Below are 13981 nucleotides of genomic sequence, written 5' to 3' on the forward strand. Positions count from 1 at the left end.
AAAGCGGTTAGGAAAGCTACTTCTGAGACCAAAATGAAACAAAAGTCTTCTGAAGACAAACCGGTGGAAGCTACGCTGCTTACCGAGTTTGATATACATCTTTTTAAAGAAGGAAAACACTATCACCTGTACAACAAACTTGGTTCCCACCTTATGGAATATATGGGCACCAAAGGAGTCTATTTCGCAGTCTGGGCTCCTAATGCCGAGTCGGTTTCGGTAATGGGAGATTTCAACAACTGGAGCAAGGAGTCTCATAAAATGAGGTCCAGGTGGGATAATTCCGGGATCTGGGAAGTCTTTATTCCGGAAGCCAAAAAGGGCAGTTTGTACAAGTATTTTATCCGCAGCAACAATGGGTATGAAGCTGAAAAAGGAGATCCGTTCGCATTTTCCTGGGAAACTCCGCCGCACACGGCTTCTATGGTCTGGGATCTGGAAAACACCTGGAAAGATAAGCTATGGATGGAGGACCGGAAGAAAAAAGAAGGAAAAGCCCAGCCTTATTCTGTCTATGAATTGCATTTAGGTTCCTGGAAAAGAGTTCCTGAAGATGGTCTACGCTCTCTTACTTACCGTGAGTTGGCTGAAGACCTGCCAAAATACATTAAGGAAATGGGATTCACTCATGTTGAGTTCATGCCTGTAATGGAGCATCCGTTCTTTGGCTCATGGGGTTATCAGATCACAGGGTATTTTGCTCCCTCCAGCAGGTTTGGTTCTCCACAGGATTTCATGTACCTGATCGACAAGCTGCATCAGGAAGGCATAGGTGTCATTCTGGATTGGGTTCCCTCCCATTTCCCGAATGATATGCACGGACTCCATTATTTTGATGGCACATTTTTATACGAGCATGCCGATCCTAAAAAGGGATTCCATCCTGACTGGCAGAGCTATATCTTTAACTACGGAAGAAATGAGGTACGAGCTTTCCTTATCAGTAATGCTCTTTTCTGGCTCGATAAATTCCACGCTGATGGTTTGCGGGTAGATGCCGTTGCTTCTATGTTATACCTCGATTATTCCCGAAAAGAGGGAGAATGGGAACCAAATGAATTCGGCGGAAGAGAGAATCTTGAAGCCATCAGTTTTCTGAAGGAATTCAACGAGGTAGTATACCGCGAGTTTCCTGATACTGTTACCATTGCCGAAGAATCCACGGCCTGGCCTATGGTTTCCAAACCTACCTATATCGGCGGTTTAGGCTTCGGAATGAAATGGATGATGGGATGGATGCATGATACGTTGGAATATTTCAGCAAAGATCCTGTGCACCGAAGACACCATCAAAATACCATCACCTTCAGTACAACCTATGCGTTCACCGAGAATTTCATGTTACCGCTTTCTCATGACGAAGTGGTATATGGAAAACACTCAATCATCAATAAGATGCCCGGAGATGAATGGAATAAATTCGCGAATCTGCGAACCTTGTATGCCTACATGTATGCTCATCCCGGAACAAAACTTCTCTTCATGGGAGCAGAATTCGGACAATTTTCAGAATGGAACCATGATTCCAGTCTCGAATGGCATCTGACTGAACAGGATAGGCATAAACAGATACAGGAGACTCTGAAAGAGTTAAATAAAATATATAAGGACGAACCTGCTTTTTATGAAAAAACTTTTTCTCATGAAGGATTTGAATGGATAGACATCAATGACGACGAGAATAGCATCATTAGTTTCCTTCGAAAGGGAAATGACCGGAAAGATGATGTCCTGGTCATTTGCAACTTCACTCCTGTTCCAAGAGAGAATTATCGTATAGGGGCCAATGAAAAAGGAAGCTGGAAAGAGATCTTTAATAGTGATGATAGTCGCTTTGGAGGCAGTGGAGTGCGCAATAATGACAAGGTACATACAGAAGACATTGCCGCACATCACCGGGAGCAATCTCTGTCTCTAACCATACCGCCAATGGGTGTGGTTTATATGAAGAAAGATTAAAATTTGAGTATTTATTAAGTGATTAGCCAGGAAAAGAGCTGCTTCCAAAATGGAGCGGCTTTTTTTCTGTTCATTGCCGCCAATGATTAAAAATTATCTACAAGGGATTTATCTTAAAATTTCCTTAGAATCCCGCGCCCTTGCTATAATTTCAGTAACTTAAGGATCTCAAAATTTGAAGCAAAATTTATGAAAAATGTAAAAGCTTATGCTGCCCAGTCGGCCGATAAAGATCTGGAACCTTTCCAGATAGACCGGAGAGAACCGGGTCCTGAAGATGTCGAAATCGAGATCCTTTATTGCGGGATCTGCCATTCAGATATACATACTGCGCGAAATGAATGGGGCGGCACCCAATATCCCTGCGTTCCCGGTCACGAGATCGTGGGTAAAGTAACGCGCGTTGGGAAAAATGTAAAGAAATACAAAGAAGGAGAAACAGTTGGAGTAGGATGTTTTGTGGATTCCTGTGGTCACTGCAAGAACTGTGAAGATCATCAGGAGCAATATTGCCTTAATGGACCTACTGCTACTTATAATTCACCATCTCCTGAAGACAAAGATGTAAGAACTTATGGTGGTTATTCCACTCATATTGTGGTACAGGAAGATTTTGTGCTGAAGATCTCAGACAAATTACCTTTAAATGCAGTAGCCCCATTATTATGTGCCGGCATTACCACCTATTCACCCCTGAGATACTGGAAGGTGAAAAAAGGAGATAAAGTAGGAGTAGTTGGTTTGGGAGGCCTCGGACACATGGCAGTAAAATTAGCTTCTTCCATGGGTGCTGAAGTCACTATGCTTAGCCGTTCTCCCGAAAAAGAAAAGGATGCAAAGGAGTTGGGCGCAAAACATTTTGAACTCACTACCAGCAAGGAAAATATGAAGCGTATGGCCGGTACTTTTGATCTCATTATTGACACTGTTTCTGCTCAACACGACTACAACGAATATCTGAACCTACTCAATACGAATGGGGTTATGGTACTACTGGGAATTCCTCCGGAACCTTCACCTGTACAGGCCGGGCAATTGATCATGAAGCGTAAAAGCCTGGTGGGTTCTCTCGTTGGAGGAATTAAAGAAACACAGGAAATGCTTGATTACTGTGCAGAACACGGAATTGTTTCAGATGTGGAAATGATCAATATTGACCAGATAAACGAGGCATACGAACGCACTTTGAATTCAGATGTCCGGTACCGTTTCGTGATAGACATGAAATCTTTGAAAAATTAACCATAAAAACCAATTATAAAAATGAAAAGAAAAGCTACAGCCGTATGGAACGGTACTTTAAAAGAAGGAAAAGGAAATTTATCTACTCAAAGTGGAGTATTAAATAAGACTCCCTACTCTTTCAAAATGCGTTTTGAAGATGAGAAAGGAACTAACCCTGAAGAATTGGTAGGAGCTGCTCACGCGGGTTGTTTTACCATGCAACTTTCTGCGAACCTTTCAAAAGAGAATTTTGATCCTGCAGAACTTGAAACTACCAGTGAAATAACTTTTGAGGATGGAACTGTAAAGCGTTCTCACCTTATTCTGAAGGCCAAGGTCAATGGAATTTCTCAGGAAAAATTTGATCAACTTGTGGAAGACGCGAAGAAAAACTGTCCTATTTCCAAGCTTTTAAATGCTGAAATAACCATCGAGACTACATTAAATAATTAAATCGGCATTTGCTGAATATTTCAAAAGCGGAAGTTCTCTTCCGCTTTTTTTATATGGAAGAACCCGTATTAGTTTCAGTTTCCTTTCTGAAGTAATTCTGAAATACTCTCTGAAAATGTCATTTTTAAGCCTGAATCCATATGATTATTATCCACGAATTTCTGGTTTACTTCCAGTTCAATTCCGAGGTAATTTTCAGAAAATCGCTTCCGGAGAAAGGTCGTAAAACCATCGGCAACCCCTGCATAGGGAAAGTTGAAGCGGATCTTCAGATCAGGATCCCTTTCCAAAATGGCATTTTTGAAGCGACTACAAAATTCCTTCTCCTTTTTCCGTTTTGGATCGTATAAAAGCCCTACATCAGCATTTCGCTGCTCTCCCTTCCATTGAGGAGTAAAAGTGTGCACCGATAAATGCAATACCTCCTCCCCTTTTCCCAGGTAATTCTCGATCGCCTCTTCTACTGAATTCCGATAGGGATAATAATACTCCCGCAACAATTCCTGTTTGGTTTCTGCAGGTAGGGGATTTGAAAATTCCGAAAATAAAGAGGTACTGTGAAGGCTTCGGTTCATTTCGATCACAAGCCTGCTCAACATCTGAAAATGACTTAAAGCAGCATGAGGTTTGAGTACCTTAAAAAGATCTAAAGCCCCGGGATCAAATCCGCGGTGAGTTTGAAGCTCGTCTTCATTCCCCTTGAAAAGATCCTGAAATTTCTCAGGCACCAGGTTGCCTGCGTGTTCGCAAGTAAGAACAAGGATCATGATCTAAAAAAGCGATTTTCGGCCAGGCATTTTCCCAGTTCACGATAGGTCTCAGAAATGGCATTTTCAGAAGGATCTTCTCCCAACGCATTTAGAATCCGTGTGGAAAGACTTCCGTTCTTCAGCAGAAATTCAATATCCTCCTGTTGCTTTTCAGAAATATTATGCTTCACCAAAGCATAAAGCCTAAGCCAGATATCTTTCGCAGTGCCTTCCAATAGATCAAACATGGCCAGGTAACGTGCATTCTCTATTGGAGTTTCTTCAGCATGCCTGATCACCCGATCAAAAATGTCAAATAATTCGTGTTCGTTCCAGCTTTTTTGGTCCTCCAGAGATACCAGTTCCTGAGTGGTTAGCAATTTTAAAGCTTCAATGATAAGCACAGCAATGGCAAGATCGGCTTTTGGACATTCTTGTATATCTATCACCCTTATCTCAATTGCGTTTCTGTCAAAACGAGCAATAGCTCCCCTGGAATTTAAAAAGTGGTGGTCCAGAATGTTCTCAGTATCAAACGATTTTATCGCTTTATTAATTGGTTCGAAGATCCCCGTAAAATAATCCTGCCGGTTAAAGAATTGCTCCGGAATAACCTTTCCGGTCATCTCGGGGATCTCTTTTTGATTGGTCTTATAGACCTGCATTCGGGCATCCTTGAAACCTGTGAATTTCCCTTCAAAAATGGGAGAACTGGCACTTAGAGCCGGAATGATAGGGAGTAACAGTCTTATAGCCGCATGCAATCTTTCAAATTCCTCATCATCGAAAAAGGGCAAATTGATGTGCATACTTTGAACATTGCTCCAGCCATGCCCACGGCAATCAAAGATCCGGTTATAAAGTGCATAGATCTTGCTGTAATGGTGCTTCCATAGCTGCATTTCAGTCTCTGGATGCATCAAAGGATGAGCAGCCGTAGGTAAGAGTTCTGCTCCAAATTCAGTAAGCAGCTCGTTCATTTCCCGTACGTTTTCTGCAAAAAGTTCATCGAGCTCTTCAAGATTCGCTGTAGGACCATTGGTCTTTAGCTCCACTACATGAGCTACCAGTTCATTGCTCCACTCAATAGCACCGTTCTCAACATCTGAGGTCAAAGAACCGTGCTTTTTCGTAAGCAATTTATCCACAATGGGAGCAACTTTAAGGTCGTTCGAACGAACGATCATATACTCCAACTCTATTCCGTAGACTTCAAAAAGGTGATAGCTCATTCTTCTTTTTTCTCCAGCCTGTTTTTCAAAGCCATTAATATTTCGGTATAGATCTTATCTCCATAATACGCGTCTTCCACTCCCAGGTCAATATTAGGATTATCATTGATCTCAATTACGAGCGGCTTTCCGTTGACCTCTTTTACATCCACGCCGTACAAACCTTTCCCCATGAGCCGTGCAGATTTAAGAGCAGCGTTCAATATTTTTTTTGGCACCTGTTCTATAGGCAAACAATCGGCATTTCCGTCCCTGTCATCTACTTTGGGAGCTTCCCAGTTGTAGATCTGCCAATGACCTTTGGCCATGTAATAGCGGCATGCATACAGCGGTTTATCGTCTAAAACGCCAATTCTCCAGTCATATTCGGAAGGAGAGAATTCCTGAGCGATCACCAATTCTGAATTCTTGAGCATGGAAGCTACCAGTTTTTCATATTCCTCTTCAGTAGCCGCTTTTTTCACTCCAAAGGAAAAAGTGGAATCGGGCGATTTTAAGACCAGCGGTAAACCCGTTTTTTCGATCACCTTATTGCGGTTGCCCTTATGGACAATAATAGTCTTCGGTGTGGGAATCCCGGCATTTTCAAGAGCTTCAGCCATAAAGACCTTGTTACAGCACTTCAGGATGGCATCGGGATAATCAACGATGGCTATACCTTCCTGCTGTGCTTTACGTGCAAAAGCGTAAGCTTCATTATTCACTTCTGTACTCTGCCTGATCAAGAGGGCATCAAAAGAAGAAAGGCGGGAAAGATCGTGCGGAGTAACGAACTCCACATAAAAATCCAGTTTTTCAGCAATTTCAGCGAACTTCTTCAGGGCTTTCGAATTGCTTGGTGGTGCAGGATCATCCTGTTGTACCAGGATGGCCAGGTCGTATTCATAATTGGTGTTGCGCGGAGTGTCATATCGCTTCTTAGCAAAGTATTGCACGGCAAACTCCTGCATGCTCGCTTTATGTTCCTCCGGAATTTCAGCTTCAGAAAGGGCTTTTATCGACTTTATATTCCACTTATTGGTGTAATGGAATTTCACCCTAAGAAAAGGGATCTGAAAGTGTCGATGAAACATCGCACTAAGTTCCCGATACTTCTGAGCCACATTCTGTCCAAAATAAATGCTCAGCGTGAATTCCGGAGATTTTATGGCCTTCAGGCTTTTTTGGATGAGATCATCAAACTCGTCAGATACTATTTTTACCAGTTTAGGCTCTCTAAGGTCCACCAGATTTTTAACCGTTGGAATAGCCATATGGCCCCGGGCCTCTGCCAGGAGAGAAACATAATAGCCTTTGGATTGATAAGAATAATCCTTGCAAAGATTGAAGATCCTCGCATTCTTATGTTTTGCAAACTGCGGATTGGTGAGATACTCCCTGGCAGAAATTACTTTCAAATTTTCGAGGGAAATATTCCAGTGTTCAGGTTTATTTACTACTAAGTACTTGTTCATTAATAAATTTAAAATACGAATCAAAGTTATAGTAAAAAACGATTGACGGGATAAAAATCAATTGACGTCCATTAATTTTCCTTTTCAGAAATAAAGGAAGAAAGGCGGAGTAGATATTCTAAATTTAAAAATTATTAAAGCTCTATTGTTCATTGATTTAAACATCCTAAAGCTAATGCAATTAATTATCAGATGTCCATAGACATACAAACAATGGTGGCGTAACAGGCAGGTTTTATATAAGAAACCGTGGTGAATGTTCGTGTCTACAGAGCTTACCTTTTTAATGCTTCTTTAACAACGAAACTTAAATAACATTTAAATTTCTGTTAATCACCCTTTTGAGTGAAGCTTGTTTTAGGAATTACATCTATTTTTATCATGTTAAAGGTTAAGAAACTCGAAAGAGGCTCTTACCGTAAATTTTCGATTTTAGAGGGTCGTGTAATTTTTTCTGGGGGGCAAAAATTGCAGTTGATCGTCTTAAATTTCGAGAAAAAGAACACCAGTTTAACTGTGAAGTAAGATTCATTCTTTGACTTCAAAAATGGTTACATAAGGGTTCTGGATCTCAGCTAAGCAGGAACCATTGGTTCCTGCTTATTTTTTTGTCAAAAATAATAGCGGGTCCTTATGGACCCGCTATGTTAGAAGGATATAAATCTTGCCCTTTAGATCAGCCCCGAAATATTTCCTTCTGCACTAATATCAATTCTTTCTGAAGCCGGATGAGCCGGTAATCCGGGCATCCGCATCATGTCTCCGGTAATAGGAATGAGGAATCCTGCCCCGGCTGCGATCTCTATTTCACGCACGTTCAGGGTGAAACCTGTTGGTCTTCCCAGGAGTTTTGGATCATCTGAAAGACTTTTCTGTGTTTTTGCTATACAAATCGGAAGTCCTTCAAGACCCAGATCAGAAATAGTTTTTAGATCACGTTTTGCTTTAGGAGAGAATTCCACATTTGCAGCCCCATATATATTCTTAGCGATGGTCTCTATTTTAGTAACGACGTCTGAGCTCCAGCGATACAGCGGTTTAAAAGAGCTTTGAGATTTTTCTACGACTTCAATTACTTTTTCAGCCAATTCTAAGGCACCTTCACCTCCTTTGGCCCAGCCTTCGGCCATCGCTACTTTCACACCTAACCTGCCGGCCAGTTCTTTAATGACAGCGATCTCCTCATCACTGTCGGTAAGGAATTTATTGATTGCGATCACCGGAGTCACCCCATAGAGCTTCGCATTCTCGAGATGTTTCTCAAGGTTAGGAAGACCGTTCACTAAGGCTTCCACATTAGGAACAGTTAAAGTATTCAAGGCAGCACCTCCGTGGTACTTCAAAGCACGAATAGTAGTAGTAATGACTACGGCTTTCGGTGAAAGTCCGGCGCTTTGGCATTTTATGTTGAAAAATTTCTCTGCTCCCAGGTCAAATCCGAAGCCTGCTTCGGTGACGGTATAATCAGAAAAGCTCATTCCCATGCGGGTTGCGATCACGGAGTTAGTTCCCTGGGCAATGTTTGCAAATGGTCCTAAGTGTATGATGGCAGGATTCCCTTCAATGGTTTGTACAAGGTTAGGTTTAATAGCATCTTTCAATAGTGCTGTCATTGCTCCTTCGGCATTCAGATCCCGAGCATAAACGGGCTGCTTGTCGAAAGTATAACCTACGAATATATTCCCCAGTCTTCTTTTAAGGTCGTCAAGATCTTCAGAAAGGCAAAGTATGGCCATGATCTCTGAAGCCGCAGTAATGTCAAATCCGGATTCCCTTGGGATACCGGAACCTGTACCTCCAAGACCGATTACGATATTTCTAAGCGCACGGTCATTGACATCCATTACACGCTTTAGCGAAATGGTTCGTGCGTCCAGGCCAAGGTTGTTGGTCTTACTTTGCAGGTTATTATCAATAAGAGCGGCCAGCAGGTTGTGAGCCTTTTCAATGGCTGAAAAATCTCCTGTAAAATGCAGGTTTATATCTTCCATTGGAAGCACCTGCGAGAATCCGCCTCCTGTTGCTCCTCCTTTTATTCCGAAGACAGGCCCCAGAGAAGGTTCGCGTAAAACAACGGTTGTCTTTTTTCCAAGACGGTTAAGGGCTTCAGAAAGACCAATAGAAACAGTGGTCTTACCTTCTCCCGCAGGAGTCGGGGAAATAGCTGAAACCAGGATCAGGTTCCCGTTCTTTACTTTATCCTTGTCTATAAGAGAGAGTGGTAATTTGGCTTTGTAGTTCCCGTACATTTCAATTTCTTCCGGGTCGAGCCCCATCTTTTCGGCGATGGTAGAAATTCTTCGGAGTTGCACTTGCTGGGCAATTTCAATATCGCTCAGCGGTTTGGTGTTTTTCATAACTGCAGATAATTCCTTTCGTTTACAATTGAAGAAATCGTTTTCGTTCCTTCTTTTATTACACCTCAAAGAAAGGAAGAAAATCAAGCTTAAAGTATGACTTCTATCAGGAATGGAAAAAACTTTAGAAGCTTTTCAAAACTTCGGTTTTCTCCCACTCTTCCCGGAATTCAACTTATTGATAATGAGTCTTAATCCAAATTACCTTTAAAGGAGTGAAATTGTAATTAACTGATTTTTATCAGTTTACAAGAAAGTATTTGGAAGTAAATTAATACGAATTCCTCCCCTTTTCAGTTCTCCCCTTTTGTCTAATTTAAATGATTCCTATCATGAAAAAACTATTACTCTTCAGCAAAAAGCTTTGCCTGATCCTTAGCTTATTACTAGTCTGGCAAGTGACCTATTCCCAGACCGCCCTCCTCGACCCGCTATCACAACCTAAATTCCAAAAGGAACTCCCACGACCCGCAGTATTAACACCTGACAAATTTGGAAGGTATGAAGTTATCATTTCTCAATTCCAGCAGGATCTGGGTTTGGTGATCAATAAAAAACCCGTCAAGACTACTGTCTGGGGGTACAACAAATCTTACCCCGGACCTACTATTGAAGCTACAGAAGGAACACCTATACAGGTGAGATGGGTGAACAACTTACCTACAGGAGATGTCTTTCAGAACCATTTGTTTGATATTGATCCAACCTTGCACTGGGCGGGTTCTTATCAAAACCTTAGTGGTATACCTACAGTTACTCACCTCCACGGTGGACATACTGAGGCAGCGAGCGATGGAAACCCTCTGGCCTGGTATACTCCTAAATTTAAAGAAACTGGAAAACTGTTTGTAAAAAAGACCCGGGACCTCTATACTTATGCAAATGATCAGGAGGCCACAACCTTGTGGTACCACGACCATACAATGGGAATTACCCGGCTAAATGTATATGCAGGTCTTGCCGGTTTTTACCTTTTAAGGAATCAACACGAATTAGATCTCAATTTACCAAAAGGAAATTATGAGATCCCTCTGGTGATCCAGGATCGCTCTTTTGACGCAAATGGGCAACTTTTTTATCCTTCTAGTCCTGCCTTACTTGAAACCCCTCCAACTGCTCCTCTTCCTTCAGCTTATACTGTACTTCCTGAATTCTTTGGGGAATTTATCCTGGTCAATGGTAAGGTGTGGCCTTACGTTGAAGTGGAGCCTACCAAATACAGGTTAAGATTACTTAATGGTTCCGATTCCAGGTTTTATGAACTAAATCTACCCGGGGTAACTTTCAAACAAATAGGTTCTGACGGTGGATTCCTTCCTAATCCTGTTGAGTTGAATAAGCTCATTATAGGCCCGGGAGAAAGATTGGACGTGATCGTAGATTTTTCTGGAATGGAAGGCAAAAAGCTTATAATGAAGAATACTGCTCGTTCTCCTTATCCCTTTGGAGCTACAGCCAATCCTCAAACAAGTGGACAAATAATGCGCTTCGATGTGAAAGCTTCTACAACAATGCCTGTTACAACCATACCCATGGACCTGAGAAATAAACCTTTACCAGTGTTAAATGCGAGTAAAACACGCCAGTTGGTTCTTTTTGAAGGCACTGATGAATATGGAAGGCTCAAACCTCAGTTAGGTACAGCCAAGGAAGGTCCTCTGGGATTTATGGATAAAATTACAGAAAACCCTGAATTGGATGCAGTAGAGGAATGGGAAATTTATAATACCACTGCCGATGCCCACCCTATTCACTTGCACCTGGTACATTTTCAGGTAATCAATACTCAAAAGTTCAATGTTAAGAATTCTGTTTTTGGTGTTGATCAACCGGTAATCGAACTACAGGGAGGTACAATGCCACCGGCTCCCGAAAATGCAGGTTTGAAAGATACTTTTATTGTCTATCCCGGAGAGGTAGCCAGAGTAAAAGCTTTATTTGACAGGGAAGGCATGTATGTGTGGCACTGTCATATACTTTCTCATGAGGATTATGATATGATGCGGCCGCTTTATGTGGGCGAAATTCCTTTGGAATATTCAGAATTAGCCTCCACAGTTCAAACTGCTATGGTAGACGCTGGTCTCACTTTGACCGCTACTGAAGGTCTAACGGTGGCTCCTAACCCATTCCTTCAAACTACCCAATTAAGTTTCAGCTTTGCTACAGATCTTGATGTTACTATAAAGGTATATGATCTTATGGGCAAAGAAGTTGTTACTGCTTTTTCGGGGGTTGTGATGGCCAATGAAAAATACGTGGTAACTTTTGATCGTCAGAATCTGCCATCGGGTTCTTTTATCTGTAAACTAACCACCAGTGACAACCGGTCTTTTGAACAGGTGATCGTGGCCCAATAGTATATTTTCTAACCAACCAGTTTACTAAAAGCTGCCGGGTGATCCCGGTAGCTTAATTCTTTCCGGCTAACAGAAAAGAAGGTTTTCTTCAAAATGTTATCTTTAGCTCTTTGAAAACAATATTTATGAAAAGAATCTTACTGCCAACATTATGTTTGTTTGTTTTTCTAACTGGTTTTGGCCAGGAAAAACAGAATTTTAAACCTCTTGATGTATTTGAACTGGAATATGCGAACAATCCGCAGATCTCCCCTTCCGGAAAAACCATCGTATACGAAAGAACGGGTTTTGACATTCTAAAAGACCGCTCCAAAAAGGCACTTTGGGTGATCAATGCTGATGGATCCAATCATCATAAACTTACTGCACGTGAGGTGAATGAATCCTCACCCAGCTGGTCTCCTTCCGGAGACCGTCTTGCATTTGTAAGCACGACAGATGAAGGTAGCGAGATATATCTTTACTGGATGGAAACAGGCGCTATTGCGCGGCTTACCCAGCTTGAAAACAGCCCTTCTTCCCTCACCTGGTCTCCAGACGGAAAAAAGATCGCCTTTACACTGAAGATCAATTCTGAAGCTCCCGTGATCGCTAAAATGCCTTCCAAACCCAAGGATGCAAAATGGGCTCAAACTCCCAGAATTACTGACCGATTAAAACATGAATCCGACGGTTCAGGATATATCGAACCCGGCTTCACACATATTTTTACAATTCCGGCAGAAGGTGGAACACCCCGACAATTGACCAGCGGAGACTTTGATCACTCCGGAAGCCTTTCCTGGGCTCCAAATGGCCAAAAGATCTATTTCTCCTCAAACCGAAATGAAAATTGGGAATATGAATTTCGTAATTCCGAAGTCTATTCTGTTGATCTAAATACATTGGAGATCCGGGCGCTAACAGAACGCAGCGGACCTGACCATTCTCCGAAGGTCTCTCCCGATGGAAAACACATCGCCTACCTGGGTTACGAAGACAAGGTGCAGGCTTACCAGGTGGAGAAACTTCAGTTAATGGATCTAGATGGCACTAACAAAAGAACAATTTCTGAAGGGCTGGATCGAAGTATAAGTGATATTGAATGGGCTAAAGACAGTAAGGGACTCTTCTTTATGTACAATGATCTTGGAGACACCAAGATCGCTTATATGGACCTAAAGGGAAATGTGCGTGACCTTACAGATAAAGTAGGTGGCACCAGTCTTGGTCGCCCTTATGCCAGTGGTAGCTACAGTGTATCTGACAAAGGCACTGTCGCATTTACTTTTTCAAAACCTGACCGCCCCGCTGATGTTGCTGTAATGGAAAACCGGAAAAAGGAGCCGAAGGTAATTACCTCAGTAAATGAAGATCTCCTCGCCTACCGTAATCTGGGAACGACTGAAGAGGTGAGGTATAAGTCCTCTGTAGATGATAGAGATATTCAGGGTTGGGTAGTTTATCCTCCGGATTATGATCCTGCCAAAAAATATCCTTTGCTGGTGGAAAATCATGGCGGCCCTATATTAAACTACGGACCTCATTTTTCTGCCGAGATACAATTGTTTGCTGCAGACGGATACATTGTTTTCTTTCCTAATCCCAGAGGAAGTACCAGTTACGGTGAAGAATTCGGGAATCTCCTGTTCAACAATTATCCCGGCGAAGATTACAATGATGTCATGGACGGTGTGGATCATCTTATCGCAAACGGGAAGGCAGATGCTGAGCATTTATATGTGACAGGAGGAAGTGCCGGCGGAATAATGACTGCCTGGATCATTGGAAAGAATAACAGGTTTAGAGCTGCCGCAGTGATAAAACCGGTTGTGAACTGGATAAGTAAGACCCTGGTGGCTGATAATTACTATGGATATGCTGACTCGCGTTATCCCGGCCAGCCCTGGGAGAATTTCGAAGGTTACTGGAAGTTTTCACCTTTATCGCTGGTAGGAAATGTTGAAACGCCGACTATGGTAATGGTTGGAATGGATGATCTGCGTACGCCACCAAGTGAGGCCAAGCAATTATACCATGCCTTAAAACTGCGGAAGGTGGAAACAGTACTGGTTGAAATTCCTGAAGCTTCCCATGGGATTGCCGCACGACCAAGCAATTTGATCACCAAAGTAGCCCACATCCTGGCGTGGTTCGAGAAATATAAGTAGAAAAGCTCATTTTTGGAGGTACAGCCGGATGTAAAAAACGTCC

The 13981-nt window shown here is 42.3% G+C and carries 9 protein-coding genes; 5 read left to right on the forward strand and 4 right to left on the reverse strand.

Going from position 1 to position 13981, the window contains the following annotated elements; translation table 11 throughout:
• The first annotated feature begins 33 nt into the window (after positions 1–33).
• From glgB to ACNORC_RS12680, 3 genes are all read left to right on the forward strand, one after another.
• Entirely contained in the window at positions 34–1959 is a 1926-nt protein-coding gene (gene glgB, locus ACNORC_RS12670; RefSeq protein WP_418336168.1) for a 1,4-alpha-glucan branching protein GlgB, read from the forward strand.
• Between the two features lie 189 nt (positions 1960–2148).
• Complete coding sequence (locus tag ACNORC_RS12675; protein ID WP_418336020.1) at positions 2149–3201, forward strand: NAD(P)-dependent alcohol dehydrogenase; 1053 nt, start codon at positions 2149–2151, stop codon at positions 3199–3201.
• A gap of 21 nt (positions 3202–3222) precedes the next feature.
• A complete protein-coding gene (locus ACNORC_RS12680; protein ID WP_418336021.1) occupies positions 3223–3636 on the forward strand; it encodes an OsmC family protein in 414 nt (137 codons plus the stop codon).
• A gap of 74 nt (positions 3637–3710) precedes the next feature.
• Here ACNORC_RS12680 and ACNORC_RS12685 read toward each other — a convergent pair whose 3' ends face one another.
• The 4 genes from ACNORC_RS12685 to ACNORC_RS12700 form a co-directional block, all read right to left on the reverse strand.
• Entirely contained in the window at positions 3711–4403 is a 693-nt protein-coding gene (locus ACNORC_RS12685; protein ID WP_418336022.1) for an N-formylglutamate amidohydrolase, read from the reverse strand.
• On the reverse strand, positions 4400–5617 hold the full coding sequence (locus ACNORC_RS12690; protein ID WP_418336023.1) for a carboxylate-amine ligase: 1218 nt from the start codon (positions 5615–5617) through the stop codon (positions 4400–4402). The genes ACNORC_RS12685 and ACNORC_RS12690 overlap by 4 nt, the downstream gene beginning before the upstream one ends.
• The gene (locus ACNORC_RS12695) at positions 5614–7071 is read right to left on the reverse strand and encodes a RimK family ATP-grasp domain-containing protein (protein ID WP_418336024.1); all 1458 of its coding nucleotides are present in this window, start codon (positions 7069–7071) and stop codon (positions 5614–5616) included. Before ACNORC_RS12695 ends, ACNORC_RS12690 begins: the two co-directional genes overlap by 4 nt.
• Before the next feature lie 671 nt (positions 7072–7742).
• Positions 7743–9428, reverse strand: coding sequence for a formate--tetrahydrofolate ligase (locus tag ACNORC_RS12700; RefSeq protein WP_418336025.1), 1686 nt, complete (start codon positions 9426–9428; stop codon positions 7743–7745).
• A gap of 332 nt (positions 9429–9760) precedes the next feature.
• Between ACNORC_RS12700 and ACNORC_RS12705 the strand changes: the two genes are divergently transcribed.
• Together ACNORC_RS12705 and ACNORC_RS12710 are read left to right on the forward strand one after the other, a co-directional pair.
• A complete protein-coding gene (locus ACNORC_RS12705) occupies positions 9761–11788 on the forward strand; it encodes a multicopper oxidase domain-containing protein (protein ID WP_418336026.1) in 2028 nt (675 codons plus the stop codon).
• Between the two features lie 125 nt (positions 11789–11913).
• Positions 11914–13938 carry a S9 family peptidase gene (locus ACNORC_RS12710; RefSeq protein ID WP_418336027.1) on the forward strand — a complete coding sequence of 675 codons (2025 nt, stop codon included), beginning with the start codon at positions 11914–11916 and terminating at the stop codon, positions 13936–13938.
• Positions 13939–13981 lie beyond the last annotated feature (43 nt).

This window comes from Salinimicrobium soli, assembly GCF_048323655.1.
Classification (GTDB): Bacteria; Bacteroidota; Bacteroidia; order Flavobacteriales; family Flavobacteriaceae; genus Salinimicrobium; species Salinimicrobium soli.

What these genes read in the sequence shown, in the direction of transcription:
- glgB (WP_418336168.1), top strand. Translation starts at nt 34, where the DNA reads ATGAAACAAAAGTCTTCTGAAGACAAACCGGTGGAAGCTACGCTGCTT.
- ACNORC_RS12675 (WP_418336020.1), top strand. Translation starts at nt 2,149, where the DNA reads ATGAAAAATGTAAAAGCTTATGCTGCCCAGTCGGCCGATAAAGATCTG.
- ACNORC_RS12680 (WP_418336021.1), top strand. Translation starts at nt 3,223, where the DNA reads ATGAAAAGAAAAGCTACAGCCGTATGGAACGGTACTTTAAAAGAAGGA.
- ACNORC_RS12685 (WP_418336022.1), bottom strand. Translation starts at nt 4,403, where the DNA reads ATGATCCTTGTTCTTACTTGCGAACACGCAGGCAACCTGGTGCCTGAG.
- ACNORC_RS12690 (WP_418336023.1), bottom strand. Translation starts at nt 5,617, where the DNA reads ATGAGCTATCACCTTTTTGAAGTCTACGGAATAGAGTTGGAGTATATG.
- ACNORC_RS12695 (WP_418336024.1), bottom strand. Translation starts at nt 7,071, where the DNA reads ATGAACAAGTACTTAGTAGTAAATAAACCTGAACACTGGAATATTTCC.
- ACNORC_RS12700 (WP_418336025.1), bottom strand. Translation starts at nt 9,428, where the DNA reads ATGAAAAACACCAAACCGCTGAGCGATATTGAAATTGCCCAGCAAGTG.
- ACNORC_RS12705 (WP_418336026.1), top strand. Translation starts at nt 9,761, where the DNA reads ATGAAAAAACTATTACTCTTCAGCAAAAAGCTTTGCCTGATCCTTAGC.
- ACNORC_RS12710 (WP_418336027.1), top strand. Translation starts at nt 11,914, where the DNA reads ATGAAAAGAATCTTACTGCCAACATTATGTTTGTTTGTTTTTCTAACT.